Origin of the sequence: Ruegeria arenilitoris (assembly GCF_013030265.1) — a bacterium.
GTDB classification, from domain to species: domain Bacteria; phylum Pseudomonadota; class Alphaproteobacteria; order Rhodobacterales; family Rhodobacteraceae; genus Ruegeria; species Ruegeria arenilitoris_E.
This window is the reverse complement of the sequence record NZ_WPZQ01000003.1, coordinates 345708-371935: the sequence shown is the minus strand read 5'-3', so window position 1 is coordinate 371935 and position 26228 is coordinate 345708. Positions and strand designations below refer to the sequence as shown.

The 26228-nt window shown below is 57.6% G+C and carries 28 protein-coding genes; 13 read left to right on the top strand and 15 right to left on the bottom strand.

The window, feature by feature from the left end; all coding sequences use genetic code 11:
- The first annotated feature begins 8 nt into the window (after nucleotides 1-8).
- Entirely contained in the window at nucleotides 9-2552 is a 2544-nt protein-coding gene (locus GOX61_RS07075; RefSeq protein WP_367646945.1) for a TIGR02302 family protein, read from the top strand.
- Nucleotides 2553-2567: 15 nt separating this feature from the next.
- Here the strand turns inward: GOX61_RS07075 and GOX61_RS07070 are convergent, their stop codons facing one another.
- Nucleotides 2568-3305 (bottom strand): zinc-ribbon domain-containing protein, encoded by a 738-nt coding sequence (locus GOX61_RS07070; RefSeq protein ID WP_170332407.1) that lies wholly within the window; start codon nucleotides 3303-3305, stop codon nucleotides 2568-2570.
- 184 nt (nucleotides 3306-3489) lie between these two features.
- Here GOX61_RS07070 and GOX61_RS07065 point away from each other — a divergent pair, with 184 nt between their 5' ends.
- The 4 genes from GOX61_RS07065 to GOX61_RS07050 are packed head-to-tail and all read left to right on the top strand — an operon-like array spanning nucleotide 3490 to nucleotide 6395.
- Nucleotides 3490-4167, top strand: coding sequence for a cell division ATP-binding protein FtsE (locus GOX61_RS07065; protein WP_170332405.1), 678 nt, complete (start codon nucleotides 3490-3492; stop codon nucleotides 4165-4167).
- Complete coding sequence (locus tag GOX61_RS07060) at nucleotides 4164-5063, top strand: cell division protein FtsX (protein WP_170332404.1); 900 nt, start codon at nucleotides 4164-4166, stop codon at nucleotides 5061-5063. Before GOX61_RS07065 ends, GOX61_RS07060 begins: the two co-directional genes overlap by 4 nt.
- On the top strand, nucleotides 5063-5803 hold the full coding sequence (locus GOX61_RS07055; RefSeq protein WP_155149816.1) for a lysophospholipid acyltransferase family protein: 741 nt from the start codon (nucleotides 5063-5065) through the stop codon (nucleotides 5801-5803). The genes GOX61_RS07060 and GOX61_RS07055 overlap by 1 nt, the downstream gene beginning before the upstream one ends.
- Nucleotides 5790-6395: a pyridoxamine 5'-phosphate oxidase family protein gene (locus tag GOX61_RS07050; RefSeq protein WP_170332402.1), complete on the top strand. Its 606-nt coding sequence runs from the start codon at nucleotides 5790-5792 to the stop codon at nucleotides 6393-6395. Before GOX61_RS07055 ends, GOX61_RS07050 begins: the two co-directional genes overlap by 14 nt.
- Before the next feature lie 9 nt (nucleotides 6396-6404).
- Here the strand turns inward: GOX61_RS07050 and GOX61_RS07045 are convergent, their stop codons facing one another.
- A complete protein-coding gene (locus tag GOX61_RS07045; RefSeq protein WP_170332399.1) occupies nucleotides 6405-6998 on the bottom strand; it encodes an NAD(P)H-dependent oxidoreductase in 594 nt (197 codons plus the stop codon).
- A gap of 128 nt (nucleotides 6999-7126) precedes the next feature.
- Between GOX61_RS07045 and GOX61_RS07040 the strand changes: the two genes are divergently transcribed.
- Complete coding sequence (locus tag GOX61_RS07040) at nucleotides 7127-7678, top strand: TetR/AcrR family transcriptional regulator (RefSeq protein ID WP_254436781.1); 552 nt, start codon at nucleotides 7127-7129, stop codon at nucleotides 7676-7678.
- Between the two features lie 21 nt (nucleotides 7679-7699).
- Here the strand turns inward: GOX61_RS07040 and lpdA are convergent, their stop codons facing one another.
- From lpdA to mdh, 12 genes are all read right to left on the bottom strand, one after another.
- Nucleotides 7700-9088, bottom strand: coding sequence for a dihydrolipoyl dehydrogenase (gene lpdA, locus GOX61_RS07035; RefSeq protein WP_170332395.1), 1389 nt, complete (start codon nucleotides 9086-9088; stop codon nucleotides 7700-7702).
- A gap of 90 nt (nucleotides 9089-9178) precedes the next feature.
- Complete coding sequence (locus GOX61_RS07030; protein ID WP_170332392.1) at nucleotides 9179-9568, bottom strand: MAPEG family protein; 390 nt, start codon at nucleotides 9566-9568, stop codon at nucleotides 9179-9181.
- Nucleotides 9569-9649: 81 nt separating this feature from the next.
- A complete protein-coding gene (locus tag GOX61_RS07025) occupies nucleotides 9650-9919 on the bottom strand; it encodes a hypothetical protein (RefSeq protein ID WP_155149827.1) in 270 nt (89 codons plus the stop codon).
- Between the two features lie 2 nt (nucleotides 9920-9921).
- Nucleotides 9922-11436: a 2-oxoglutarate dehydrogenase complex dihydrolipoyllysine-residue succinyltransferase gene (gene odhB, locus GOX61_RS07020; protein ID WP_170332390.1), complete on the bottom strand. Its 1515-nt coding sequence runs from the start codon at nucleotides 11434-11436 to the stop codon at nucleotides 9922-9924.
- Between the two features lie 3 nt (nucleotides 11437-11439).
- Entirely contained in the window at nucleotides 11440-14397 is a 2958-nt protein-coding gene (locus GOX61_RS07015; RefSeq protein ID WP_170332388.1) for a 2-oxoglutarate dehydrogenase E1 component, read from the bottom strand.
- A complete protein-coding gene (locus tag GOX61_RS07010; protein ID WP_170332387.1) occupies nucleotides 14394-14933 on the bottom strand; it encodes a DUF805 domain-containing protein in 540 nt (179 codons plus the stop codon). The genes GOX61_RS07015 and GOX61_RS07010 overlap by 4 nt, the downstream gene beginning before the upstream one ends.
- Nucleotides 14930-15475, bottom strand: a complete 546-nt coding sequence (locus GOX61_RS07005; RefSeq protein WP_170332384.1) for a DUF805 domain-containing protein — start codon at nucleotides 15473-15475, stop codon at nucleotides 14930-14932. The genes GOX61_RS07010 and GOX61_RS07005 overlap by 4 nt, the downstream gene beginning before the upstream one ends.
- Nucleotides 15476-15493: 18 nt before the next feature.
- Entirely contained in the window at nucleotides 15494-16375 is an 882-nt protein-coding gene (sucD, locus tag GOX61_RS07000; RefSeq protein WP_117870362.1) for a succinate--CoA ligase subunit alpha, read from the bottom strand.
- 13 nt (nucleotides 16376-16388) lie between these two features.
- Entirely contained in the window at nucleotides 16389-17216 is an 828-nt protein-coding gene (locus GOX61_RS06995) for a glycosyltransferase family 25 protein (protein ID WP_170332382.1), read from the bottom strand.
- Between the two features lie 131 nt (nucleotides 17217-17347).
- The gene (locus tag GOX61_RS06990; RefSeq protein ID WP_170332380.1) at nucleotides 17348-17869 is read right to left on the bottom strand and encodes a hypothetical protein; all 522 of its coding nucleotides are present in this window, start codon (nucleotides 17867-17869) and stop codon (nucleotides 17348-17350) included.
- A complete protein-coding gene (gene sucC, locus GOX61_RS06985) occupies nucleotides 17866-19059 on the bottom strand; it encodes an ADP-forming succinate--CoA ligase subunit beta (RefSeq protein ID WP_155149840.1) in 1194 nt (397 codons plus the stop codon). The genes GOX61_RS06990 and sucC overlap by 4 nt, the downstream gene beginning before the upstream one ends.
- Before the next feature lie 578 nt (nucleotides 19060-19637).
- Nucleotides 19638-20600, bottom strand: coding sequence for a malate dehydrogenase (mdh, locus tag GOX61_RS06980; RefSeq protein ID WP_155149842.1), 963 nt, complete (start codon nucleotides 20598-20600; stop codon nucleotides 19638-19640).
- A gap of 161 nt (nucleotides 20601-20761) precedes the next feature.
- Here mdh and GOX61_RS06975 point away from each other — a divergent pair, with 161 nt between their 5' ends.
- Complete coding sequence (locus GOX61_RS06975) at nucleotides 20762-21517, top strand: sulfite exporter TauE/SafE family protein (RefSeq protein WP_170332378.1); 756 nt, start codon at nucleotides 20762-20764, stop codon at nucleotides 21515-21517.
- 3 nt (nucleotides 21518-21520) lie between these two features.
- Here the strand turns inward: GOX61_RS06975 and GOX61_RS06970 are convergent, their stop codons facing one another.
- Nucleotides 21521-21820: a hypothetical protein gene (locus GOX61_RS06970; RefSeq protein WP_170332376.1), complete on the bottom strand. Its 300-nt coding sequence runs from the start codon at nucleotides 21818-21820 to the stop codon at nucleotides 21521-21523.
- A gap of 170 nt (nucleotides 21821-21990) precedes the next feature.
- On the opposite strand from GOX61_RS06970, the gene GOX61_RS06965 reads away from it, so the two are divergent.
- Genes GOX61_RS06965 through GOX61_RS06940 form a run of 6 tightly spaced genes read left to right on the top strand, consistent with a single transcriptional unit; the run spans nucleotide 21991 to nucleotide 26078 of the window.
- Nucleotides 21991-22848 (top strand): HpcH/HpaI aldolase/citrate lyase family protein, encoded by an 858-nt coding sequence (locus tag GOX61_RS06965; RefSeq protein ID WP_170332374.1) that lies wholly within the window; start codon nucleotides 21991-21993, stop codon nucleotides 22846-22848.
- A 6-nt stretch (nucleotides 22849-22854) separates the two neighbouring features.
- Nucleotides 22855-23409 carry an NnrU family protein gene (locus tag GOX61_RS06960; RefSeq protein ID WP_170332372.1) on the top strand — a complete coding sequence of 185 codons (555 nt, stop codon included), beginning with the start codon at nucleotides 22855-22857 and terminating at the stop codon, nucleotides 23407-23409.
- A 12-nt stretch (nucleotides 23410-23421) separates the two neighbouring features.
- Nucleotides 23422-23628, top strand: coding sequence for a DUF1737 domain-containing protein (locus GOX61_RS06955; RefSeq protein WP_170332370.1), 207 nt, complete (start codon nucleotides 23422-23424; stop codon nucleotides 23626-23628).
- Nucleotides 23628-24656: a MaoC family dehydratase gene (locus GOX61_RS06950; RefSeq protein ID WP_170332368.1), complete on the top strand. Its 1029-nt coding sequence runs from the start codon at nucleotides 23628-23630 to the stop codon at nucleotides 24654-24656. Before GOX61_RS06955 ends, GOX61_RS06950 begins: the two co-directional genes overlap by 1 nt.
- A gap of 15 nt (nucleotides 24657-24671) precedes the next feature.
- Nucleotides 24672-25370, top strand: a complete 699-nt coding sequence (locus tag GOX61_RS06945; RefSeq protein ID WP_170332366.1) for a DUF4344 domain-containing metallopeptidase — start codon at nucleotides 24672-24674, stop codon at nucleotides 25368-25370.
- Nucleotides 25371-25415: 45 nt separating this feature from the next.
- Nucleotides 25416-26078: a DUF1194 domain-containing protein gene (locus GOX61_RS06940; RefSeq protein WP_155149858.1), complete on the top strand. Its 663-nt coding sequence runs from the start codon at nucleotides 25416-25418 to the stop codon at nucleotides 26076-26078.
- The last annotated feature ends 150 nt before the right edge of the window (nucleotides 26079-26228 follow it).

The window sequence follows — 26228 nt, the reverse complement described above, 5'->3', positions numbered from 1 at the left end:
GGCCCGCCTTGACCGACAGATCAAACCTGCCAATTCCCCGATTGTCCCTGTGGCTGACGCACGCAGGGATGCTGGCCGAGCAGGTTTGGCGCGCATTCTGGCCGTTTTTTTCGCTGGCAATGGCCATTTTGGCCGCTTTGATGCTGGGTCTGCAGGATCATGTCGGTGTTGAAATTGTCTGGTCCGTAAGTGCGCTGGCGGTGCTTGGGCTTCTGGTGGCAGCAGTTTGGGGAATCAGACGATTCCATATCCCGACGCGTGCCGAAGCGCTCGTGCGGTTGGATGAAACCCTGCCCGGCCGTCCCATTCAGGCCTTGCTGGATGATCAGGCCATTGGTGCCATGGATGCCGATTCTGTCGCGCTCTGGCATGCGCACCAGACACGCATGGCGCAGAAGGCCTCGAAGGCAGGTGTCGTCAAACCGGATCTTCGGCTGGCCTCGCGCGATCCTTATGCTTTGCGCTACGCAGCTTTGCTGGCGTTGGTCGTGGCGTTCTTTTTCGGGTCGTTCTGGCGCATCGGATCAGTTGCCGAGATGACTCCGGGAACAGCCACGGCGGGTCAGGGACCGACATGGGAAGGATGGGTGGAACCTCCGCGCTATACCGGTTTGCCTACTTTGTATCTGGCCGATCAGACAGATCCGACGCTTTCGGTGCCTCAGGGCAGCCGCATAACATTGCGTTTCTATGGGGAAGTCGGGGCGCATACCCTGACGGAATCCGCATCGTCGACAGGGATTGAGGCTGCGACAGAACCGGAACAGGATTTTGTTGCCGAACGCACCGGTCAGTTGCGCATTGATGGTCCGGCTGGGCGGGATTGGGCACTGAATGTCATTCCGGACACCCGACCACAGGTCGCCGTATCCGACATCGCCGAGGCCGAGGCGGGTGGTCAGATGAAACTGCCCTTTACCGCCAGTGACGACTACGGTGTGGTATCGGGGTCTGCCCGGATTGAGCTTGATCTGGCGTCTGTGGATCGTCGCTATGGCCTGACCGCCGAGCCGGAACTGCGCGAGACGATCACCGTCCAGCTGCCGATGCCAATCACCGGGGACCGTACCGAATTCGAAGAGGATCTGATCGAAGATTTCTCTCAACACCCTTGGGCGCATCTACCGGTCAGGATCACACTTTCTGTTCGTGACGCATCAGATCAGCAGTCGGAATCCGAACCCTATCTGACCGCTTTGCCCGCCCGGCGTTTCTTTGACCCGCTTGCATCGGCGGTGATCGAACAGAGACGCGATCTGCTTTGGGCTCGTGACAACTCTGGTCGTGTCGCGCAGATATTACGGGCTGTTTCGCATCGTCCCGAAAGCCTCTTCCGGTCCGAGACGGCTTATCTTCGCCTTCGAGTACTGCTGCGCAGGCTTGAGACTTTTGATGAATTCGGCCTGAAGCCCGAACAACAAGCCGAAATTGCTCAAGCGCTTTGGGATTTGGCGATTCTGATCGAAGAGGGCACTCTCGCTGATGCGCTGGAACGCATGCGCCGTGCGCAAGAGCGTTTGACCGAGGCGATGCAGAACGGCGCCAGCGACGAAGAGATTGCCGATCTGATGCAGGAACTGCGCGACGCGACGCAGGATTACCTGCGACAGCTTCAGCGTCTGGCGCAGGAAAACGAAAGTGACGAAGGCCAGCCTGGGCAAAACGGTGAATCGCTGCAAATGACGCAGGATGATCTGCAGCGGATGATGGACCGTATTCAGGAACTGATGGAACAGGGTCGTATGGCCGAAGCGCAGCAAGCGTTGGAAGAGTTCCAGCAGATGATGGAGAACATGCGTGTCACCCAAGGTCAGGGTGAAGGCGGTCAATCCGAAGGTCAGCAGGCAATGGAAGGGCTCGCCGAGACTCTGCGCGAACAGCAGGGCCTGAGCGATCAGGCTTTCCGCGATTTGCAGGAACAGTTCAATCCGGGTGCGCAGGCGGGTGAAAATACCGGTAACGAAGGCCGTTCGGGTGGGCAGGGCCGAGGTCAGAGCCACGAAGGCCAGGGTGGTCAGGGACAAGGTGCTGACCAGCAGGGTGGCGAAGGTCAACAGGGTCAGGGAACGCTGGCGGACCGCCAGCAGGCTCTGAGAGATGAACTGAGCCGTCAGGAACAAGGCCTGCCTGGTGCAGGAACGGAAGAGGGCGAAGCTGCCCGCGAGGCGCTGGGCCGTGCAGGTCGCGCCATGGACGAGGCAGAAGAAGCGCTGCGCAGCGAAGATCTGGCCGAAGCAATCGACCGTCAGTCCGAAGCGATGGAAGCACTTCGTGAAGGCATGCGTGCGCTGGGTGAAGCCATGGCCCAGAACCAGCAAAACCAACCCGGTCAGGGCACACAGGAAGGCGATATGCAGGCCAACAATCGCGATCCACTGGGCCGCAATCCGGGCGCGGCCGGTTCGATTTCAACAGATGAGAACCTGCTACAAGGCGAAGACGTCTATCGCCGCGCACGTGAATTGCTGGACGAAATCCGTCGTCGAACAGGCGAGACCGACCGACCGAAAATCGAACTGGAATACCTCAAGCGTCTGCTTGAACGGTTCTGATCAGAGTTTCTGGAGTTATTGCGAAGCTGAACCCGCCTGCGTCTCAAGCCAGATACGGGCCTGGTCCACCAGCGACACGTAAGACTGCAAGGCTGGTTCGGCTTGTGGAACCGCGTCGCTGATCTGTGATGCATTGCCGTAGATCAGGAACAGAATCACACCGATCACGAGGATCAGCACAAACCCCCGCACAAACCCGCTGGATTTGCGTGGTGCGACTTCGGTTTCCGCTGATGGGTTGTCGGTCTCATCGGAACGCAGGCTGGAATTGATGGCCTCGACATCCGGTAACACGTCCTTGTGCCCGGCATCCTCTGCCGTTTCGGTCGTTGTGGGCTCTTTGGCCTCTACCTCGGGCTCTTCAGCCGGAGGATCCAGCGCCAGATCCGGCTGGCTTTCCAGTCCCGTGCCTTCCTGCGCCCGCAGTTCCGCTTCGCGGGCTGCTTCCTGTTGCAGGATATTGGCTACAGCGGGATCAACATTGCCGCTGCTTTCCTTTGGTGGTTGGGCTTCTTCTGCCGGCGCGGGTTCAGGCTCTGCCTCGGGGGCAGAGGCTTCAGCGGCGACCTCTTCGTTTTCGGTCTCTTCGACACTCTCATCTTGTGCCGGAGCGGCCTCAGCCTGTGGCTCAGGATACTTGGCCTGAAACCATGTCTCTTCACAATTGGAACATTGTACGTCTCGGCCTTCTTCTGGAATGACCTCGTCCGGAACCTCGTATTGGGCACTACACTTCGGACATGTTAGACGCATACTGCCTCCCCGGCCTGCCTGTCGGCCTGATAGTAGTTTTTTCAGGGATGATATTCCGTTAAGAGCCAACAGCAAAGCGCGTTTTTGGTCTCAGGACACAAGTGTCACCAATTGGACTCGGCACGGGCATTGAAACCAAGGCCGCGCTCGGGCAAGAAGAGCGGCAGAAAATATGGGGACAGGCGTGATAGAGCTGGAAAATGTCAGCTACAGCTATGGCGGAGGAGAGCTGCTCAGCGATGTTTCGGTGCAGTTGCAACCGGGGTCGTTCCATTTTCTGACCGGACCATCCGGGGCCGGTAAGACGACTTTGCTCAAGCTTTGTTATGGCGCCCTGCTGGCCACATCGGGGCGTATCAGCGCCTTTGGAGAAGATATAGCGGGCCTAGATCGGGATCAGATGGCCTTGCTGCGCCGCCGGATCGGGGTTGTGCACCAGAACTGCAATTTTCTGGATCACATGACCCTGTCCGAAAATGTTGCCCTGCCGCTGATGGTTGCAGGACGTGCACAGGATGCGGAACAAGACAACCTAAATGAGTTGCTGAACTGGGTCGGGCTGGGAAACCGGCTGGAGGCTCATCCGCCGGAACTGTCAGGTGGTGAGCGCCAGCGAGCCGCATTGGCGCGTTCGCTTATCCTGTCGCCCGATGTGGTTTTGGCGGACGAACCAACCGGCAATGTTGATTGGGAAATGTCCCAGCGCCTTTTGCGCTTGTTGGTCGAACTCAACCGCATGGGTAAAACCGTTCTGATCGCCACTCATGACCTCAGCCTGATCCGTGCGGCCAAAAGTCAGGTTCAGGCGCGGGTTTTGCGGATTTCGCAGCGTCGGCTGCAGCTGGCGGGGGCGGACCTATGAGCAATGGTGATATCCGAACGCTGCTACGCCGCGACACGCGGGCCGACCGGGTGGTTCCACCCACCGGTTTTACCGCGCAGCTTACTCTGTTTGTATCCGGCGCCATGGCCTTTCTTGCCGTTTTTGCGCTGGCACTGTCGCTGGCGTCCGGTCGGTTGGCCGACCGTTGGGCCACCGAACTTGCGGGTGCTGCCACCTTGCGTATCAATGCACCGGCAGAACAGCGCGCGGCTCAGACCGAAGCGGCCTTGAATGTGCTTCGCCAGACACCGGGTGTGGCTTCTGCGCGGGCCCTGACATCCGAGGAACAGGCAGCGCTGCTGGCACCCTGGTTCGGGCCTGATCTGCCCCTGGACACTCTGCCTATTCCGCAACTGATCGAGATCGTTGAAGGCGAACCCGGTCTGGATGCCATTGGACTGCGACTCAGGCTCGGCGCCGAAGTCCCCGGCGCGGTACTGGATGATCATACCAGATGGCGTGAACCACTGGTCGACGCGGCCATGTCGCTGCGGCGGCTGGGCTGGATTTCCATCTTGCTGATTGGCGGGGCAACGGCGGCGATGATCACACTGGCGGCTAATTCGTCCCTCGCCGCCAATGCGCAGATCATCGAGGTATTGCGACAGGTCGGTGCCCGTGATCGCTTCATCGCCGGAGCTTTTGTACGGCGATTTACCTATCGTGCGTTCTTTGGTGCTGCAGTGGGTACGTTGCTGGGGATGTCTGGTGTATTGCTTCTGCCCGAAGCATCGGATGCGGGCGGCTTTCTGACCGGATTGGGTTTTCAGGGAATGGGCTGGCTTCTGCCTGCCGCTATTCCGCTGCTTGGGGCAACTGTTGCCTTTTTTGCCACCTGGTCCGCAGCCCGTCGCAAGTTGAAGGAACTTTCGTGATGCTCATGGCCATTCAATGGGTACGTTCGCTGATCTTCATGATCACGATTTATATCTGGATGCTGATCCTTGGATTGGTCTTTGCCCCTTATGCGATGTTCGCGAAACGTGGCGCGCTGCAGGCCTGCAAAACCTATGCGCGTACCACAATCTGGCTGGCCCGCTGGATGGTCGGAATTCGCAGTGAAGTGCGCGGCCCCGTCCCGACCGGAGAGGTGGTGATCGGTGCCAAGCACCAGTCGTTTCTCGATATCATCATGATCTTTGACGCTATCCCGCACGGCAAGTTCATCATGAAACGAGAGCTTCTGTGGACCCCGATCATCGGCATGTATGCGCGCCGCCTTGGATGTATCCCGGTTAACCGAGGCAAGCGCGGCGCGGCGGTGGCCAAGATGGTCAAGGATGTGTCCCGAGAGTTTGCGGAACCCGGTCAGCTGGTGATCTATCCGCAGGGAACCCGGGTCGCCCCCGGGGTCCATAAACCCTACAAGGTTGGCACGGCCGTCCTGTATGAAGGACTGGGTTTTCCATGCGTACCGGCAGCCACGAATGTCGGCGTGTTCTGGCCCCGTACAGGTATCATGCGCAAACCCGGGCATGCGATTGTCGAATTCCTTGATCCGATTGAGCCTGGGGTCAGTCGCAACGAATTCCTTTCACGTCTGGAAGACGTGATTGAAACACGCTCAAACGATCTGATGCGCGAAGTGGGGTTTGATCCGGATGGAGTTCATTAAAGATATTGCCGCGCTTGAGGCGTTGTATGGCAAACCCGGGGCGCCAGCGCTGCGTAAGGTCGCGCACCGCCTGACGCCGCTCTATCGCAAATGGATCATGGCCTCGCGCCTGTGTGTGCTCAGCACGGTGGGTCCTGAAGGCGTAGATGGCAGCCCGCGCGGCGATGATGGTCCGGTGGTTCTGGAACTGGATGCAGGTACTCTGGCCATGCCTGATTGGCGTGGGAACAACCGGCTGGACAGTTTGCGCAACATTGTGCGCGATCCGCATGTATCGCTGATGTTCATGGTTCCGGGATCAAACAATGTGGTGCGTCTGAACGGAATGGCGCGTTTGACCACAGATGAAGGTTTGCGCGCGCGGTTTGAGAAAAACGGCAAACTCCCAGCCACCGTGATTGTCATAGAAATTGCTGAAATCTACACCCAATGTGCCCGGGCTCTGATGCGTGCACGGACCTGGAGCAGCGGTGATGAAACCGCCGACCTGCCGACGGTTGGCGAGATTCTCGCTGAGGCTTCTGAGGGAGAGGAAGGCGGCGCGCGCTATGATCAGGAATGGGGTGCCCGCGCCGCCAAGACGATGTGGTAGGCGCGCTGCTCAAACTGCAGCCGCACCGATTTTGGCTACTTTCTCTATCCAGCGCTCCACATTGCCCGATTTGGGATAGCTTGCACCCGCGAAATAGGTGAAGCGGGTGGGTTTGAAGCCAACAAAGCCAAGTATCTGGTCCCGAACCTGTCGGATAAGCGCCTGACGATAGATCAGCCGCATGAACCAGCCGGGCGTGTCGGATGTCATGATAACTCGCGCTGTCCGACCGGTGAGCATCGGTGCGGGAAACCCAATCTTGGTCGTGTTTCGCGTATCGAACGTGCGCCCGGGGATGAACATCCGGTCGATCAGGCCTTTCAGTTTGGCAGGCAGGCCACCCCACCACATAGGGGTCGTCAGGACCAGATGATCGCTCCATTCGATGTCTTGCAGTACCTGCTCAAGCACGGGCTCCAGTGGTTTGAAGTCGTGATAGTTGCCCTGACCGAAATCGTGATCGAACTGCAGATCGCTCAGATGAACCATTCGGACGTCATGACCCGCCTTACGCGCTGCATCGCTGTATGTCTGGGCAAAGGTACGGGACAGGCTGGTTTCACCTGGGTGACCGTCGAGGATGAGAACTTTCTTGGGTTGCATCGGGATTCTCCAAAAATGACCGCGGTCAGTTTGTAGAATCAATAATTGACCATGGTCAATATTAAATTTGACCGCGGTCAAAATTCGTGCAAACAACCCTTATGCAAAAACCGATTCAAAAAAGAACCATGAAGACGCGCGCACGCCTCTTGTCCGCCGCTGAGGACGTTGTGCAGCGCAATGGATACGAGGCATTGCGGGTCGAAGAAGTGGTTCAGGCTGCCGGGGTCGCCAAGGGAACCTTCTTTGCGCATTTCCACGACAAGGACGCGCTGATGGAAATCCTGATGGGCGAAAAGCTGAGCGCCTGTTTTGATCAGGCTGAGAGCGGGCCTGATCCCAAAACTGTGTCCGAGATCATAGCGGCATTGGAGCCTGTCCACAGTTTCATGACATCGGAACGCTATGTCTTTGATCTGCTGTTAAGGTATTCGGGTGCCACGGGAATCGCCGAGATCGGACCAATTGCCCATTGCTTTGAGCGGTACTTCCGTCTGGTATCCGGCTGGTTGGAACATGCGACTGTTCGGCAGGATGTATCACACGATCTGCTTGCCGAAGGCGTTCAGGCCTTTTCCATACAGGCCATGTCCCTGCAGTTTTGCGCGCTGCATGAGGCGCAGAGCTTTGCCGATCGACTGGAAGTCTATCTTGAGGCATGGTTGACCCCGGCAACCTGACGGCTGCCGGGATCGGGAAACTCAGCTGTGGATCGGTCCGTCGCCACAGGCAAGCGCAGCTTCGCGTACGGCTTCGGAATAGGTCGGGTGGGCGTGGCAGGTCAGGGCCAGATCCTCGGCTGATGCGCCGAATTCCATTGCGACGCAGACCTCGTGGATCAGGTCACCCGCTGCTGGACCGATGATATGCGCGCCCAGGATACGGTCGGTCTCCTTGTCGGCGAGGATTTTCACAAACCCATCGGTCATCAAGTTTGCCTTGGCGCGGCCATTGCCCATGAACATGAACTTGCCGACCTTATAGGCGCGGCCCTGTTCCTTGAGCGTCTCTTCAGTCTCACCAACATTGGCGACTTCGGGCCAGGTGTAGATCACGCCCGGAATGACGCCATAGTTCACATGGCCATGTTTGCCCGCGACCTGCTCGGCGGCCGCCATGCCTTCATCCTCGGCTTTGTGCGCCAGCATCGGGCCTTCGGTTACATCGCCGATGGCATAGATACCCGGCACGTTGGTTTGCCAATCAGCACCAACCTTGATCTGGCCGCGTGGTGTCATCTCAACACCCAGTGCCTCCAAGCCAAGACCATCCGAGAATGGCTTACGCCCGGTTGCGACCAGTACGGTATCGGCATCGATCACATGCTCGCTGTCATCCTTGCGCAGTTTGTATGTCACCTTTGCCTTGGTCTTGGTGGCTTCGGTCTTTTGCACCGCAGCGCCCATGACGAATTTCAGGCCCTGCTTCTTGAGGATACGCTGGAAGGTTTTCTGAACCTCCGGATCCATGCCCGGTGTGATGACATCGAGGAATTCGATCACGGTCACCTCAGCACCCAAACGCTGATAGACCGAGCCCAGTTCCAGCCCGATGACACCTGCACCGATGACCACCATCTTTTTCGGGATCTTGTTCAGTGACAGCGCACCAGTCGAGGTTACGACGATCTTTTCGTCCACCTCTACGCCTGGCAGCGACGACGGTTCCGATCCCGAAGCGATGATGATGTTTTTAGCTTCGTGAACCTCATCACCCACCTTGACCTTGCCAGCGGCAGGGATCGAACCCCAACCTTTCAGCCAATCGATCTTGTTCTTCTTGAACAGGAATTCGATGCCTTTGGTGTTTCCGTCGATCACCTCGTCCTTGTAGGCCTGCATCTGTTTCCAATCGACTGAGGGGCTTTTGCCCTTCAGACCCATCTTGGCAAAGTTATGCTCAGCCTCGTGCAACTGATGGCTGGCATGCAACAGGGCCTTGGACGGGATGCAGCCCACGTTCAGACAGGTGCCGCCCAGTGTTTCACGCCCCTCGACCACAGCCGTCTTGAGCCCCAGCTGGGCACAGCGGATGGCGCAGACATAGCCGCCGGGACCGGCGCCGATTACGATAACGTCATAGTTTGCCATATGTCAGGTCCTTATCGTTTGCGGGGATGGCGGCAGTACCGATTGCGCCAGGGCCGTTCCCCTTATGATTAATCTATGCTGGGGGCCGTCTCAAAGAACAGCAGCCAGCAACATTGCGGTGGTGGCCAGCAGACCAACGATCCAGATCACTGTACGCCAGGGTGTCCAGCCGAACGCATAGGCCGGGACGTATAGAATTCGGGCGATCAGATAGATCCAGCTGCAGGCGGCGGTAAATCCGCTGGATTGCCCCGAGACAGTCAGGACAAGTGCCGCGATCCCAAACAGAACCAACCCTTCGGTATGGTTGCTGAGCGCGCGATGCAGACGGCCACAGACACCGGGTTTGTCAAATGGGGTATCCCGTGGGCCAATGGCGTGGCCTAGGTCGATCTTGCCATGACCTGCTGCCAAGTAGGCCGTGAATTGCACCACCCAGAGCAATGCAGCAAGGGTCAGAACGGTCAGCTCCGTGGTCATCCGTCAGTTCCCCCTGAGTTGGTACAAATCATCGGATTACGAGTGAACTTCGCGCCCCTGAATGAGGCGCGAATGCGGATTTCAGACAGGATCCAGCACCTTGATCTGGATGTGAGCAACCCCACCACGTTCGTGATGCATCGCCAACTCCTCGGATTCCATGAAATCCTGAGCGCGATCCAGATCCGTGATCTCGAACAGCGCGACGGCATGGTCCTTCTGATCCGGGTCTTTCCAGATGTGAAGGTCGCGAATGCCCGCGGCCTCCCTCATCGGTTTGTCTTCCTGAAACACTTTCAGCCAGACATCGAAATCGGCCACATCGGCCTGCCAGAGTACATGTGTCGCCATTATTACAGATCCATCAGTAGGCGGCGCGGATCTTCCAGCGCCTCTTTCACGCGAACAAGGAAGGTCACGGCGCCTTTACCGTCAACGATCCGGTGGTCGTAAGACAGGGCCAGATACATCATTGGACGGATCTTGATTTCGCCATTGATGACCATCGGACGGTCCTGAATCTTGTGCATGCCCAAAATGCCGGACTGCGGGGGGTTCAGGATCGGCGAGGACATGAGCGAGCCATAGACACCACCGTTCGAGATGGTGAACGTGCCGCCCTGCATCTCGGCCATGCTCAGCTTGCCTTCGCGAGCGCGTTTGCCCTTTTCGGCGATGGCTTTTTCGATGGCCGCAAAGGACATGCTGTCAGCATCGCGGATGACCGGTACAACCAGACCCTGCGGCGTGCCAGCAGCCACACCCATGTGAACGAAGTTCTTGTAGACGATGTCCGTGCCGTCGATCTCGGCGTTGACTTCGGGAACCTCTTTCAGCGCGTGACAGCAGGCCTTGGTGAAGAAGGACATAAAGCCCAGACGCACGCCGTGCTTCTTCTCGAACTGGTCCTTGTACTGATTACGCAGGGCCATCACCTCGGTCATGTCCACCTCGTTGTAGGTGGTCAGGATTGCGGCAGTGTTTTGCGCATCTTTCAGACGCTTTGCGATGGTCTGGCGCAGGCGTGTCATGCGGACACGTTCCTCGCGGGCCTCGTCCTCGGCCGCAACTGGTGCGCGCGGGGCCTGAGCTGCAGGGGTGGGCGCTGTAGCAGGTGCAGGGGCTGCAGCCGTAGCAACGGCACGCGCAACATCTTCTTTCATGATGCGGCCATCACGACCGGTACCGGTGACCTGATCTGCCGACAATCCGGCCTCAGCCATGGCTTTCTCGGCAGAGGGGGCATTTGCCACGTCCTTGCCGGTGCTTGCCGCCGCGGCTGGTGCAGCAGCCGCAGCCGCCACTGGTGCTGCAGCGGCACCCGCTGCTGAACCCGAGATCACCGCCAGTTTAGCCGTTGCATCTACGGTTGCGCCTTCCGGGGCCACGATCTCTGCCAGAACACCTGCTGCCGGAGCGGGAACCTCGACCGAGACTTTGTCGGTTTCCAGTTCACACAGCATCTCGTCCTGCGCGACGCTGTCACCCACCTGCTTGAACCATGTCGACACGGTTGCCTCGGTCACCGACTCGCCCAGGGTAGGCACCATCACGTCAACACTGCCACCCGAAGCGGCGGGTGCTGCGGCCGGGGCAGGCGCAGCAGCAGCGGGCGCAGGGGCCGCGCCTTCGCCAGCGGCAATGGTTGCCAGCAGGGCATCGACACCAACGGTTTCACCTTCGGCGGCCACGATCTCACCCATCACGCCGGCGGCGGGCGACGGAACCTCGACTGTGACCTTGTCGGTCTCCAGCTCACACAGCATTTCGTCCACGGCAACTGCGTCGCCGGGTTTCTTGAACCATGTCGCAACCGTGGCTTCGGTTACCGACTCGCCAAGCGTGGGAACACGAACTTCAATCGACATCGTTTACTTTCCTTCAATGCTCAGCGCTTCGTTCACCAGCGCTTCTTGTTGGGCTTTGTGTTGGCTGGCCAGACCCGTCGCGGGCGAGGCCGATGTTGCGCGACCGACATAGCGCGGCCGTTTGTGATCGGCGCCGATACGGGTCAGCACCCATTCGATATTTGGCTCGATGAATGTCCACGCGCCCTGGTTTTTCGGTTCTTCCTGACACCAGACGATTTCTGCCTGTTTAAAGCGTTCCAGCTCATTGATCAGAGAGTGCGCAGGGAACGGATAGAACTGTTCGATCCGCAGCAGGTAGACATCGTCGATGCCGCGCGCATCACGCTCCTCCAGCAAGTCGTAGTAGACTTTGCCCGAACACATCACCACACGCTTGATCTTGTCATCTGCAACCAGCGTGGTGTCCGAGTTGCCCTTCTGCGCGTCATCCCATAGCACCCGGTGGAAGCTAGAGCCGGTGGTGAAATCCTCGGACGTACTGACGGCCAGTTTGTGGCGCAGCAACGATTTGGGGGTCACCAGGATCAGCGGCTTGCGGAAGGTGCGGTGCAACTGACGGCGTAGGATGTGGAAGTAGTTCGCAGGCGTTGTACAGTTCGCCACGATCCAGTTGTCCTGACCGCACATCTGCAAGAACCGCTCAAGCCGCGCTGACGAGTGTTCGGGGCCTTGCCCTTCGAACCCGTGTGGCAGCAGGCAGACCAGCCCAGACATGCGCAGCCATTTGCTTTCGCCCGAGCTGATGAACTGGTCGAACATGATTTGCGCACCGTTGGCAAAGTCGCCGAACTGCGCCTCCCACAGGGTCAGCGCGTTGGGTTCCGCCAGCGAGAAGCCGTACTCGAAACCCAGAACCGCATATTCGCTGAGCATCGAGTCGATGACTTCGTAATGCGACTGGCCCGAGCGGATGTTGTTCAGAGGGTAGTACCGTTCTTCGGATTCCTGATGGATAAATCCGGAATGGCGCTGACTGAACGTTCCGCGCGTCGCATCCTGCCCAGAGAGACGCACCGGATAGCCTTCGGTCAGCAAGGAGCCAAATGCCAGCGCTTCACCAGTCGCCCAGTCAAATCCTTGACCGGATTCAAACATCTGTTTCTTGTGATCGAGCAGACGGCCGACGGTCTTGTGCAGGGCAAACCCTTCGGGCGCGCGGGTCAGGGCATTCCCGACCTCGGCCAGAGTTTCCGGTGCAATGGCGGTGTCGCCGCGTACGTATTCTTCCTTGTTTTTGTCCAGATGTGACCAGCGCCCGTCCAGCCAATCGGCCTTGTTGGGCTTGTAGTCCTTGCCGGCCTCGAACTCATCGTTCAGATGCGCCTGGAAGGCGGCTTTCATGTCCTCGATCTCACCCTCGGGGATCAGGCCGTCCTTGACCAGACGCTCGGTATAGAGGCTGAGCGTGGTCTTATGGGTCTTGATCTTCTTGTACATGATCGGGTTGGTGAACATGGGCTCATCGCCCTCGTTGTGACCAAACCGGCGATAGCAGAAGATGTCGATGACCACGTCCTTGTGGAACTTCTGGCGGAACTCGGTTGCGACCTTGGCCGCATGAACCACTGCCTCTGGGTCGTCGCCGTTCACGTGGAAGATCGGCGCCTCAACCATCAACGCGATATCCGTCGGATACGGGCTGGAGCGTGAGAAATGCGGCGCAGTGGTAAAGCCGATCTGGTTGTTCACGACGATATGCATGGTGCCGCCGGTCTTGTGACCGCGCAAACCCGACAAACCGAAGCCTTCGGCAACAACACCCTGACCGGCAAAGGCCGCATCACCGTGCAGCAGAATGCCCATCACCTTGGTGCGATCGGTGTCGTTCAACTGGTCCTGCTTGGCGCGGACCTTGCCCAGAACAACCGGGTTCACGGCTTCAAGATGCGAGGGGTTCGCAGTTAGCGACAGGTGAACCGAGTTTCCGTCGAACTCCCGATCGCTGGAGGCGCCGAGGTGATACTTCACGTCACCCGATCCATCCACATCCTCGGGTTTGAAGCTGCCGCCCTGGAATTCGTTGAAGATGGCGCGATAAGGCTTGCCCATCACGTTGGCCAGAATGTTCAGACGCCCGCGGTGCGGCATACCGATCACGATATCCTCGACACCCAGCGCGCCACCGCGCTTGATGATCTGTTCCATCGCGGGGATCAGCGCTTCGCCACCGTCCAGACCAAAGCGCTTGGTGCCCATGTATTTCACATGCAGGAACTTTTCGAACCCTTCGGCCTCGACCATCTTGTTCAGGATCGCCTTACGCCCTTCCTTGGTAAAGGCGATTTCCTTGCCATACCCCTCGATCCGCTCTTTCAGCCACGAGGCTTCTTCCGGGTTCGAGATGTGCATGTATTGCAGTGCGAACGTGCCGCAATAGGTCCGTTTCACGATCTCGACGATCTGCCGCATCGAGGCCATCTGCAGGCCCAGCACGTTGTCGATAAAGATCGGACGATCCATATCTGCATCGGTGAAACCGTATGTTTTTGGGTCCAGTTCAGGGTGCGTGCTGGCGGCGCGCATACCCAGCGGGTCCAGATCGGCGGCCAGATGTCCGCGAATACGATAGGCCCGGATCAGCATCAGCGCCCGAAGGCTGTCCAGCACGGCGCGTTTGACCTGCTCATCGCTGACTTCGACGCCCTTGGCGGCGGCCTTGTCCTTGATCTTCTTTCCGGCGGCCTTGGCATCGACCTCGGCCCATTCCCCGGTCAACGCACCCGTCAGGTCATCAGTCGGCATCGGAGGCCAATCGGTGCGCGCCCAGGATGGTCCCTCGGCCTCTTTCTGCACGTCCGGTGTGGCGTCACCCATTTGCCTGAAAAATTCGGCCCAGGCGGCATCTACCGCATTCGGGTCCTTTGTGTACTGGGCATAAAGCTGCTCCAGATATTCGGCATTATGCCCCTGCATAAAGCTTGAGGCATGAAAGGCAGAGTTGGGCGAATGTTCGGTCATTGGGCTACCTCATGTGGGTTGGGACCGTATTGATTGGTGCCTGGCTGGCTGGGGCGGGTCAGCCACCACAGAACCAGAAGGGGCGACACTGCCAGAACCAGCAATGTCGGAATGACGATAAGCAGTGTGGCCCGCGTGAACAGGATGTCCAACGTGCCACCGTGAAACTGGCTGGCGATGCCAATGCCAAAGATCAAAACGGCAAATGCGCCCACAATCAGCAGGATCGGGAGTAGCGCATAAAGCCCGCTGCGACCGGTATCGTGCATCCGCCGGAACGCAACCGCCAGGTGCGGGATGAAAACGATCAGACCGACGATGCTTTGGACCGGTTGCCGGGACGTGGCTGCAACGGATTTGACCTCATCCGTTTGGGTGACCGAGACTTGTGTGAAGAACTGCCAGTCGATGATGCCAGCAATGATGTTCCAGATCACGATGAACAGAAAAAAGAACCAGTATTCGGGCCGCGAGGCACGACCCGAGAAGGTGAAGAACTTGGAGAAACAGATACGAATGGCGTCAGAGAAGGTCATGCTATCGCCCCCAAAGGGCTTGGCCCGTACTCGTTAGGCCCCGCCTCAGAAGGGGTCGTACCCCACAAAACTATTACGATCAGTGCGAGTATCGAAATCACAAGTTGCGGTATCCCCAGTAGGATCGAGACGACTAGGGCCAACGGTATCGAGATCAGGCCCAATAAACCTGCGAAGAAAGACAAAGCCGGGCCGAAGAAAAACGCCAGGAACAGAGCCAGCCAAGCGTACCAGCCCGGGAATCCGATATCGTGTACCCGGCGTGTCAGAACAGACGCAAACGGAACAACGAGTATGAGGGACACAACGAGGCTAAGAACCCCTGGTCCATACTTGATAACAATCGAGACCTCTTGTGTCTCTTCTCCCGTCAGCAGATCGGTTGTTGTGGTCACACGCTGATATGCAGTTGGATCAAGAACCGCTAAATCGACGTACAGTGCGCCTGCAATTATCACCAGTATCGGAACAGCATACTTCCAGTATTCCGAGCGGGACGCCCGCCCGGAAAACGATAGAAGTTCTTTGATACTGGTCAACATAACTACAGGCTGTTCCGCTTACCCAATCGCTTCCAGCACAGCCTCACCCAGCTGCGCCGGGCTTTCGGCCACGACGATACCGGCCGAGCGCATGGCTTCGATCTTGTCCTCGGCACCGCCTTTGCCGCCGGCGACAATCGCGCCCGCGTGGCCCATGCGGCGGCCCGGAGGGGCTGTGCGGCCTGCGATGAACCCAGCGGTCGGCTTCTTGCGGCCTTTCTTAGCCTCATCCGCCAGGAACTGCGCGGCTTCTTCCTCGGCCGAGCCACCGATCTCACCGATCATGATGATCGACTCGGTCTCGTCATCGGCCAGGAACCATTCCAGTACGTCGATATGCTCGGTGCCTTTGATCGGGTCACCGCCGATGCCCACACAGGTGGACTGGCCCAGTCCTACGTCGGTCGTCTGTTTCACGGCCTCATAGGTAAGCGTACCTGAACGGCTTACAACACCGACCGAGCCGCGCTTGTGGATGTGGCCGGGCATGATGCCGATCTTGCAAGCGTCAGGTGTGATGACACCGGGGCAGTTCGGGCCGATCAGACGCGAGCTTGAACCTTCCAGCGCGCGCTTCACCTTCATCATGTCCAGAACCGGGATGCCTTCGGTGATGCAGACGATCACTTCCATCTCGGCGTCAATCGCTTCGAGGATCGAGTCCGCCGCGAAGGGCGGAGGAACGTAGATCACGCTGGCATTGGCTTCGGTCACATGCTTGGCTTCGTGGACCGAGTTGAACACGGGCAGGCCCAGATGCTCCATTCCGCCTTTGCCGGGGGTCACACCGCCGACCATCTTGGTGCCATAGGCGATGGCCTGTTCAGAGTGGAATGTACCCTGCGAGCCGGTGAAGCCCTGACAGATGACCTTGGTGTTTTCGTCGATGAGGACTGCCATGTTGTCCCTTTCCTTAGGCGATGCTGGTTTGATTGGGTTGCGCGTCCGGCAGAACCTGCGGCGCGTAAGTAATTTTTTCGAGCGTGGCGCGACCAAGCGCCAGATTGGCGATGGTGCGGGCTCCGCCATCGATTTCGGCAATGCCGCGCCGGATCTTCTGGCGCAGCAGGGGCCAGCCCTTGGGGCGATGACGGGGCGAGCCCATCTGGTGTTCTCCAGGTGCTTCGTTGCCCTGTTCGACCATGGCCGGAACCACCTGATAGATGTTGATCTGGCGCGCAGCGGCCGACGCCGACGGGTTGAACAGCAGGCCATCCAGCGTGATGTCAAACGGCTTCTGCGCCAGAAAGTGCTGTGCCGCCTTGCGGGTCAGGGCATAGGCCGCGCCACCGGGGTGTCGCGATTTCATCAGCCGGATCTCGCGCCCCAGATGGGATTGGCGATTCCGCCCGAGCGCCACATACAGCTTGGTGCTGCGCCAGCGTTCGAACCGAACGATATCCGCATCCTCGGGCCACCAGGACGGATCGTTGAGCCAAATCGCCAGTTCAGGCGTCAGGAATACGTCATCTTCGAGAATCAGCGCTTGCTCAGCCCCTGAGGCAATCACCGCTTCCCACGCCTTGGCATGGCTCAGCGTGCAGGCCATGTCCTTGGTCTGAAAATATCCCCACGGTCCTTCGCTGCTGCAATCGCGCAGGAAATCCTCGCGGGTTGCGGCATCACAGTCGACCGCATTCACCCGCGTTGCCGACAGGCCTGCCTTTTGCAGTTCCTGCTCCATCAAACGCGCCCGCCCGGTGGCGCGTTCTAGGCCTATGAGGAAGATAGGGATGGTCATGGGGTCAGTTCATTTCCAACTCGGTCAAACAGTCCACATCGCGCGAGGTTTGTCATGCGAGCCGGTAAAGCCCTGACAGATCACTTTGATATTTTTGTCGATGAGGACTGCCATTTTGGGGAGGCTCCTTGTCAGTTAGATGCGCTCAATGATGCACGAAAGTACTGTTTGCCGTTGTTCACGAACGTGGGTGTGAAGTTCATAACTGAACTTCCGCGCGAGTTTGTTCGAGTCGCGAACGTGTTCGGATCGACGTCGATTTTCGCATTCCCGTCAGTTCCTTGCGTGCTTCCTACTGCAAGTAGCAGACCGAGTTCCTCTGGTTTCTCTTTCGACGAAAAAACCATGGAGCAAACTTTGCCAGACGAGCTACGTGTCAGTTTAAAAGACACATCTCGCTTGCCATCGTAAAACGTTCCCGTTTTCGAGTGAGCTTGAAACCCGTTTTGGGCAAGCACTTTCTTAGCCTTACGAAAGTTCGGATAAGTTTTAGCGCAGACACCGATAAACAGGTTTGCGGTGTCCTCCAAGCCCAAGCCTTTGGTGCCTGGTTCGAGGTCTTGAGCTGAGGCTGAAGAAGCGAAGAACGCTGACATCAAAATCAGGCAAGCAGCTACAAGGGAATGACGAAAACCGACGGTCACTTGCTTCAACCCTTAACCGCCTTCACGATCTTCTCTGCACCGTCTTTCAGGTTGTCCGCCGCAATCACGTCCAGACCCGAATTGTTGATGATCTCTTTGCCTTTCTCGACATTCGTACCTTCCAGACGTACGACCAGCGGTACTTTCAGGCCAACTTCTTTCACCGCAGCTACAACGCCCTCGGCGATGACGTCACAGCGCATGATGCCGCCGAAGATGTTGACCAGAATGCCTTTGACCTGCGGGTCTGAGGTGATGATCTTGAACGCTTCGGTCACTTTCTCTTTGGTCGCGCCGCCACCCACGTCGAGGAAGTTGGCAGGCTCAGCCCCGTACAGCTTGATGATGTCCATCGTCGCCATCGCCAGACCGGCACCGTTGACCATGCAGCCGATCTCACCATCCAGCGCGATGTAGTTCAGGTCGTACTTGGAGGCTTCCAGTTCCTTGGGGTCTTCCTCGGTCGTGTCGCGCAGCTCGGCGATGTCGGGGTGGCGGTAAACCGCGTTGCCGTCAAAGCCCAGTTTGGCGTCCAGTACCTTCAGGTCGCCGCCTTCGGCCACGATCAGCGGGTTGATCTCCAGCATCTCCATGTCCTTCTCGACGAAGGCCTTGTAGAGCTGACCCATCAGCTTGACGCATTGCTTGACCTGTGCACCTTCCAGGCCCAGTGAGAACGCAATGCGGCGGCCATGGTAAGGCTGATATCCGGTTGCCGGGTCGACCGAGAAGGACAGGATCTTCTCAGGGGTTTCAGCGGCAACTTCTTCGATGTCCATGCCGCCTTCGGTCGAGCAGACGAACGAGATACGGCTGGTCTGACGATCGACAAGCAGCGCCAGATACAGTTCGCGTTCGATACCGGAACCGGCTTCGATGTAGATGCGGTTGACTTGCTTGCCTGCCGGACCGGTCTGATGGGTGACCAGTGTGCGGCCCAGCATCTTTTTGGCTTCTTCAGCGGCTTCTTCAACCGACTTGGTCAGACGAACGCCGCCCTTTTCACCGGCATCGGCCTCTTTGAACGAACCCTTGCCGCGACCACCTGCGTGGATCTGTGCTTTGACAACCCAAAGCGGGCCGTCCAGCTCACCTGCTGCGGTTTTGGCTTCTTCGGCGCGCAACACGGCGCGACCATCGGACACCGGTGCGCCATAGCTGCGAAGGAGGGCTTTGGCCTGATATTCGTGAATGTTCATCGAAACTGTCCCGTCTGACTGCGATTTAACCGTTATAGGGGTGTCTACCCTGTAAGTTTAAAGGGTTTTTTGACCGGAAAGAGGATTTTCACGAAGATTTTCAATATTTGTGATCACAGGTTTTTGGGGTGTGATCACATATCGAGATTGATAATGCCGTAGGGGTGTCAAGACAGATATCGATTCTGCCAATTCCACATCCACCAAGAAGCGCCACCTGCTAGAAGAAGTGGTGCACTTCTCAATGATGCGGCAAGAAAAAGAGCCCAAGCACTTGGGTTCCCTCCAGAAACTCCAAACGTAAAGTAACCTATCGGGATAAGTGCAATTCCAATCAATATACAAAAGCTGGCGTATAGCTGAAGGCCGATGCTCGCAATACGCAGAGTCCAAATACTGGAAGACCGGTTTCTGATGATTACGCATAGAAGGGGAATGACAAGCAAAACCAGCAGAAATGCTGCTAAGGTAATTATCAATGAAGTTATCGCAGCCAACATAACCTGAACCTTAAGGTACCAAAAGAAAATGCGCGCCCTAAGACGCGCATTCAATCCCTTGGTCCGGAATTCCCGACCTTACGCTAGCGAGCTGTCGATGCCCTTGCATGCTTCGATCAGGCCTTTGACTGCGTTGACCGAGTTGTCGAAACCGGCCTGCTCGTCTTCGTTCAGCTTGATGTCGACGATCCGCTCGACACCACCAGCGCCGATGACGGTCGGAACGCCTACATACAGACCGTCGACGCCCAGCTCGCCGCTGCAGTATGCGGCGCAAGGCAGTACGCGTTTCTGGTCTTTCAGATACGCTTCGGCCATTTCGATCGCCGAAGTGGCAGGTGCGTAGTAGGCCGAACCGGTTTTCAGCAGGCCAACGATCTCGGCGCCGCCGTCACGGGTGCGCTGAACGATGGCGTCCAGCTTGTCCTGCGTGGTCCAGCCCATTTCGACCAGATCGGGCAGCGGGATACCGGCAACGGTCGAGTAACGGACCGAAGGCACCATCGTGTCGCCGTGGCCGCCCAGAACGAATGCGGTGACGTCGCGCATCGAAACGTTGAACTCTTCCGACAGGAAATGTGCGAAACGAGCCGAGTCCAGAACGCCTGCCATGCCGCAGACTTTGTTGTGCGGCAGACCCGAGAATTCGCGCAGAGCCCAGACCATCGCATCCAGCGGGTTGGTGATGCAGATCACGAATGCGTCGGGTGCGTGGGCTGCGATGCCTTCGCCAACCGACTTCATGACTTTCAGGTTGATGCCCAGCAGGTCATCGCGGCTCATGCCCGGTTTACGCGCAACGCCGGCGGTGACGATGCAAACATCTGCGCCTGCGATGTCGGCATAGTCGCTGGTGCCGGACATGGACGCATCGAACCCTTCGGAGGGGCCGGATTCAGCGATGTCGAGCGCTTTGCCCTGCGGCAACCCGTCAGCGATGTCGAAGAGGACAACGTCACCCAGTTCTTTGACAGCTGCAAGATGCGCAAGCGTGCCGCCGATGTTCCCCGCGCCGATCAGCGCAATCTTGGGTCTGGCCATTTGGAATATCTCCGGTCGGTTTTGAAATCGCGGTTTTGCTAGTCGTTAAAACGGCATCGTGCAAGGGTTCTGCGACGCGGCATGCGACCGCATACCGTTTGCAAGTGTCATGCTGGTTGCGCTAAAGGGCTTGCGAAACAAGCCGTTTCCGGGGCCGGGCCATGTTCGAACTGAACCTGATGTTTTTTGCTGTGGCGATCCCGGCCGTGATCTTTGCAGGCATTTCAAAGGGCGGTTTCGGGTCCGGCGTGGCCTTTGCGTCCTCTTCGATTCTGGCGCTGATTTTGGAACCCGGACAGGCACTTGCCCTGATGCTTCCGATCCTGATGGTCATCGATGTGGCGACGCTGGGACCCTATTGGAAACGCTGGAGCTGGCCGGATTCCCGATTGCTGATGCTCGGTGCCGTGCCGGGTGTGGTACTGGGCGCGTGGCTCTATCGCGCGACCGATGATGATCTGTTGCGTCTGTTGATAGGGGGGATATCTGTCGGCTTTGTCGTCTGGCACATCGCGCAGACCAAAGGTTGGGTGCGCGGCTTCGCCAACCGGTTGCCGCCTCCTGCGGGCTTGTTTGCCGGCCTGGTTGCGGGGTTCACCAGTTTTGTCAGTCATGCAGGTGGCCCGCCCGCCGCTGTCTATCTGCTGTCGCAACGCCTGTCGAAGACCGAATTTCAGGCCACCACAGTGCTGGTTTTCTGGGTCATCAACATCGCGAAATTCGTGCCTTATGCCTATCTGGGGATGTTCACATGGCATACGGCATGGGCCGATTTGCTGCTGACGCCGTTTGCGATCCTAGGGGCCTGGCTGGGCGTACGGGCTCATTTCATGCTATCCGAACGCCTGTTTTTTGGTATCGCCTATGTCCTGCTGACCCTGACCGGCAGCAAGTTGATCTGGGATGCGCTGACCTGAGCTTTACACGTTTGGCGGCAAAGCTTCGGCTATCGCCTCGTAGGCCTGACCCGAGGCCACCAGGCAGGTCATCCCATCCGGCAACGTCACCGTGATCGTCCAGCTTCCGCTTTGGTCCGAGGCATAAACCTCCATCACCGCGCCCCGGCGCGCGATGCCAATTCCCTGACGGGTTTCGCCATAGGTTTCGGTCAAACGCTTGATCACTTCATCCCGTGGCGCACAATTGCGGGCGTGAACCTGCTGCGCGGCCAGAACCATTATTCCAAGGCCCATCGTCATCTTGAACAGCGTCTTTTTCATCTCTGACCCCTTTCGATCCCAACTGGCATTCAGGCTGCCGCGACCAGACCGAAATTCGGTTAAGAGAACGCACGTTGCGTCCCGAATGCTGCGTTGCGGCGATTTTGCGCTTGAACTTTCCGGCAAAAAATGCCCCATTCCGCGCAACATTATTTCAATGGGAGAAGCCCATGGACCCGCGTCAGCGCCCATATCGTTCGGTTCTGTATATTCCCGGCTCGAAAGAGCGGGCGCTGGAAAAAGCGCGCAACCTGCCTGTGGATGCGATCATTTTCGATCTCGAAGATGCCGTCGCGGCAGATGAAAAAGACAATGCGCGCGAGACGCTCAAGGCTGCATTGGCAGCAGGCGGATACGGGTCGCGCGTCAAGATCGTGCGAATCAACGGTCTGGATACCGAATGGGGTCGCGCGGATGCCGAAGCGGTGCGCGAGATGGACGCAGACGTCGTCCTGCTGCCCAAGGTCGGAAGTGCTGCCGATGTTGATGCCCTGGCTGCTATCACTGGCGACATGCCAATCTGGGCGATGATGGAAACCCCGCGCGGAATGCTGAACGCGGCAGCGATTGCGGCACATCCACTGATGGCCGGGTTTGTTATGGGCACCAACGATCTGGCCAAGGAATTGCAAACCCGTTTCCGCCTTGACCGCCTTCCTCTGATGACTTCGCTGGGCCTGTGCCTGCTGGCGGCAAAGGCCGAAGGCCTGATCATCGTCGATGGTGTTTACAACGCCTTCAAGGATGAAGAAGGGCTGGCTGCAGAATGCGCACAAGGGCGCGATATGGGCTTTGATGGCAAGACCCTGATCCATCCCGCGCAGGTGGATGTCACCAATGCGGCCTTTGCCCCATCCGATTCCGAGATTGATCTGGCGCGTCGTCAGATCGCCGCGTTCGAAGAGGTCGAGGCACTGGGGCAGGGCGTGGCTGTGGTTGACGGCAAGATCGTAGAGAACCTGCACGTTGTAACTGCCCGCGAAATTCTGGCAAAAGCGGAGGCAATTACAGCTTTGCAAGCGGGGTAAGCCAGCATGGGCTTTGTTCTTCTGATTCTCGGCGTGGCGCTATGGTGGGCCGCGCACCTGTTCAAACGCGTGATGCCTGAACGTCGCGCTGCGATGGGCGATGCCGGCAAGGGCGTGGTCGCGCTGGCGCTGGTGGCGTCGATCCTGTTGATGATTTTCGGTTATCGCATGACCGACTTCATCTATGTCTGGGCCCCGCCGACCTTTATGATTCACATCAACAACCTGCTGGTGTTGATCGCGATCTTCATGTTGAGCCCCGCCGGAACCAAAGGGCGTGTTTTGAACAAGATGCGCCACCCGATGTTGGGCGGGTTCAAACTATGGACCTTTGCGCATCTTCTGGTGAATGGCGATCTGGCTTCGATCATCCTGTTTGGCGGGTTGTTGGCCTGGGCTGTGGTCGAAGTGATCGTGATCAACAAATCCGAGCCCGACTGGACGCCCGGCGAACCCGGGACCTATGGCAAGGATGCGATGTTCTTTGTCGCCTCGATCGTGCTGATGGGCATCATCGGATACATTCATGGGCTGGTCGGCCCGTCACCGTTCCCTTCATAAGGATCTGACACCATGGCAAAACTCTATCGTCTGCTGACCGAGGAAGACACATCCGCCTTCTGCCACAAAGTGTCGGACGCATTGGCAAAAGGGTGGGAGCTGTATGGCGACCCGTCGTATGCCTATGACGAAAACAGCCGCATGATGCGCTGCGCGCAGGCCGTGACCAAAGAGGTCGAGGCCGACTATTCACCCGACATGAAACTGGGACAGCAATAATGGCAAAAACAAATCCGGGTCACTTCTTCGAGGATTATTCGGTCGGACAGGTGCTGCACCACGCAGTACCCCGCACCGTCACTGTAGGAGAGCGCGCGCTCTATCACGCGCTCTATCCTGCGCGCCACGCGCTTTATTCCTCGGATGAGTTCGCCCGGAATTGTGGATTGCCTGAAAGCCCGATTGACGATCTGGCCGCCTTCCATGTGGTGTTTGGCAAGACGGTGCCGGATATCTCTCTGAACGCGGTTGCCAATCTGGGTTATGCCGAAGGTCGCTGGCTGAAACCGGTCTATCCCGGCGACACATTGCGCTCGGAATCCGAGGTGATCGGCCTCAAACAGAATTCGAACGGGAAAACCGGTGTCGTTTGGGTGCGAACCCGCGGACTGAACCAGCGCGACGAGGTAGTGATCGAATATGTCCGCTGGGTCATGGTTCGAAAATCAAACCTCGACGCACCTGCACCGGAAACTGTGGTGCCTGAACTGAAAAAGGTACTTGATCCAACGGATCTGGTGGTGCCGCAAGGCCTCGATTTCTCAAACTACAATTTTGTACAATCCGGCGAATCTCACCGCTGGGATGAGTACAAAACAGGCGAAATGATCGATCATGTGGACGGCGTGACGATTGAAGAGGCCGAGCACATGCTCGCCACCCGTCTGTGGCAGAACACCGCCAAAGTGCATTTCGACCTGACATTCCGCCCGGAAGGACGACTGATTTATGGCGGCCATGTCATCTCGATGGCGCGGGCCTTGTCTTTCAATGGTCTCGCCAATGCCCAGATGATCGTTGGTCTGAACGGCGGTGCGCACGCCAACCCATGTTTCGCTGGCGACACGGTCAAAGCATGGTCCGAGGTTCTGGATAAGGCCGAAACAGATACCCCAGGGGTCGGCGCGCTGCGGCTGCGATTGGTTGCAACAAAGGGCGGAGCCCCGTTTGAGTTGAAGGATGAAAACGGAAAATACCTGCCCAACGTGCTACTTGATCTGGATGTCTGGGTACTTGTTCCAAAGTAGAACAGAGATATTAAGATGTTGAAACGTATTGCCTTTTGCGCTTCGATGATTGCGGCTCCGGTTGCGGCTGATACCGATGACTTTGTCGAAGCCAACCTGTTGTCGATCTTCTATCACGAGCTCGGGCATGCGCTGATCGACATCCTGAAACTACCTGTGTTCGGACAGGAAGAGGACGCTGCAGATGTCGCGTCGATCCTGCTGATTGATGCCTTCTTTGAAGAGGAATATGCAGTCAGCATAGCCTATGATGCGGCCTTTGGTTTTTTGGGTGAGGCACATGCCGCCGGAAGCGATATAGCATGGTGGGACGTACACGGACCCGATTTGCAGCGATATTATAACCTTGTCTGCCTGTTCGTCGGCGCAGACATGGATGCGCGATCGGATATGATTGAAGATCTGGAGCTGCCAGAAGAACGACAGGATAGCTGCGAAGAAGAATTTGATCTGGCCAACAGCAGCTGGGGTCCGGTGTTCGATGAAATTGAAGGTTCGGGCACATCCATTCGTTACACTGGTGGCACTTCCAGTTTGACCGAACAGATCATCTCGGAAGAAGTTGCCGCCCTGAACCAGAACTTCCGTTTGCCACAGACCTTGAAGGTGACGGTCGAGGACTGCGGTGAGGCAAACGCGTATTATGATCTTGAGCGGGCTGAGATCACGATTTGCTCTGAGTTTGAAGGCTGGCTTCGCGAAATTGCCCCCTGATGAGAATTTGAATTGAGTTTCCTTCATCTGTGCTAGGGTTGGGGCATGCATATTTTGCGTGCAGCAACTCTTGCTTCTTTGTTTGCTACCCAATCGGTCGCCTGCGATCTCGCGTTGGCTTTGGCGGTTGATGTGTCGGGCTCGGTGGACACAAAGGAATATCGCATTCAGATGGATGGCCTGGCCGCAGGATTGCGCGATCCGGTGGTGTCCGAGGCGCTGGTGCGGGGGCAGGCGCGGCTCATGCTGGTTCAGTGGACCGGTGCATCGCGTCAGAGGACAACAATTCCTTGGACTTACATCGACAGTTTTGAAACGCTAGACCGGTTTGCGGGGCAGGTGGCGACAGACCCGCGTGTGTGGCGGAATTTCTCAACGGCGATTGGAGAAGCTCTGGAAACCACAATGGCCAGCTTTGACGCGGTATCGGAATGCAAAAGGCATTTGATCGACATCTCCGGTGATGGAATATCCAACGAAGGTGTTGAACCTTCTGAGCTACACGCGCTGTTGCGACATCGAGGTGTGACCGTTAATGCGATCGCGATCGAAGAAAGCGAGCCCGACCTGACGGCATATTTTTTTGAGAACGTGATTGTTGGCGAAGGTGCGTTCGTCGTCTCAGCTGCGGGGTTCGCCGATTATCCCGAAAGAATTCGAAAAAAGCTGCTGCGCGAGGTGACGCAACAAACAGCGGACCTCAGGTGACCAGGGCGGAGATTCGTGATCACAATGCTTCGGCATTGAAAACGCTAACATTGCAAGGGGGGAATGGTATTTGTGATCACGAGAATATTTCGTGTGATCACGTTTTGGATTTATAGGTGCTTTTAGGCCAATTTTGCTCTTTTTTGCACC

Bases quoted from the DNA above. Each gene is read 5' to 3' on its own strand.
- GOX61_RS07070 (WP_170332407.1), bottom strand. From the start codon at position 3,305: ATGCGTCTAACATGTCCGAAGTGTAGTGCCCAATACGAGGTTCCGGAC.
- GOX61_RS07060 (WP_170332404.1), top strand. From the start codon at position 4,164: ATGAGCAATGGTGATATCCGAACGCTGCTACGCCGCGACACGCGGGCC.
- GOX61_RS07055 (WP_155149816.1), top strand. From the start codon at position 5,063: ATGCTCATGGCCATTCAATGGGTACGTTCGCTGATCTTCATGATCACG.
- GOX61_RS07050 (WP_170332402.1), top strand. From the start codon at position 5,790: ATGGAGTTCATTAAAGATATTGCCGCGCTTGAGGCGTTGTATGGCAAA.
- GOX61_RS07045 (WP_170332399.1), bottom strand. From the start codon at position 6,998: ATGCAACCCAAGAAAGTTCTCATCCTCGACGGTCACCCAGGTGAAACC.
- GOX61_RS07040 (WP_254436781.1), top strand. From the start codon at position 7,127: ATGAAGACGCGCGCACGCCTCTTGTCCGCCGCTGAGGACGTTGTGCAG.
- lpdA (WP_170332395.1), bottom strand. From the start codon at position 9,088: ATGGCAAACTATGACGTTATCGTAATCGGCGCCGGTCCCGGCGGCTAT.
- GOX61_RS07030 (WP_170332392.1), bottom strand. From the start codon at position 9,568: ATGACCACGGAGCTGACCGTTCTGACCCTTGCTGCATTGCTCTGGGTG.
- GOX61_RS07025 (WP_155149827.1), bottom strand. From the start codon at position 9,919: ATGGCGACACATGTACTCTGGCAGGCCGATGTGGCCGATTTCGATGTC.
- odhB (WP_170332390.1), bottom strand. From the start codon at position 11,436: ATGTCGATTGAAGTTCGTGTTCCCACGCTTGGCGAGTCGGTAACCGAA.
- GOX61_RS07015 (WP_170332388.1), bottom strand. From the start codon at position 14,397: ATGACCGAACATTCGCCCAACTCTGCCTTTCATGCCTCAAGCTTTATG.
- GOX61_RS07010 (WP_170332387.1), bottom strand. From the start codon at position 14,933: ATGACCTTCTCTGACGCCATTCGTATCTGTTTCTCCAAGTTCTTCACC.
- GOX61_RS07005 (WP_170332384.1), bottom strand. From the start codon at position 15,475: ATGTTGACCAGTATCAAAGAACTTCTATCGTTTTCCGGGCGGGCGTCC.
- sucD (WP_117870362.1), bottom strand. From the start codon at position 16,375: ATGGCAGTCCTCATCGACGAAAACACCAAGGTCATCTGTCAGGGCTTC.
- GOX61_RS06995 (WP_170332382.1), bottom strand. From the start codon at position 17,216: ATGACCATCCCTATCTTCCTCATAGGCCTAGAACGCGCCACCGGGCGG.
- sucC (WP_155149840.1), bottom strand. From the start codon at position 19,059: ATGAACATTCACGAATATCAGGCCAAAGCCCTCCTTCGCAGCTATGGC.
- mdh (WP_155149842.1), bottom strand. From the start codon at position 20,600: ATGGCCAGACCCAAGATTGCGCTGATCGGCGCGGGGAACATCGGCGGC.
- GOX61_RS06975 (WP_170332378.1), top strand. From the start codon at position 20,762: ATGTTCGAACTGAACCTGATGTTTTTTGCTGTGGCGATCCCGGCCGTG.
- GOX61_RS06970 (WP_170332376.1), bottom strand. From the start codon at position 21,820: ATGAAAAAGACGCTGTTCAAGATGACGATGGGCCTTGGAATAATGGTT.
- GOX61_RS06965 (WP_170332374.1), top strand. From the start codon at position 21,991: ATGGACCCGCGTCAGCGCCCATATCGTTCGGTTCTGTATATTCCCGGC.
- GOX61_RS06960 (WP_170332372.1), top strand. From the start codon at position 22,855: ATGGGCTTTGTTCTTCTGATTCTCGGCGTGGCGCTATGGTGGGCCGCG.
- GOX61_RS06955 (WP_170332370.1), top strand. From the start codon at position 23,422: ATGGCAAAACTCTATCGTCTGCTGACCGAGGAAGACACATCCGCCTTC.
- GOX61_RS06950 (WP_170332368.1), top strand. From the start codon at position 23,628: ATGGCAAAAACAAATCCGGGTCACTTCTTCGAGGATTATTCGGTCGGA.
- GOX61_RS06945 (WP_170332366.1), top strand. From the start codon at position 24,672: ATGTTGAAACGTATTGCCTTTTGCGCTTCGATGATTGCGGCTCCGGTT.
- GOX61_RS06940 (WP_155149858.1), top strand. From the start codon at position 25,416: ATGCATATTTTGCGTGCAGCAACTCTTGCTTCTTTGTTTGCTACCCAA.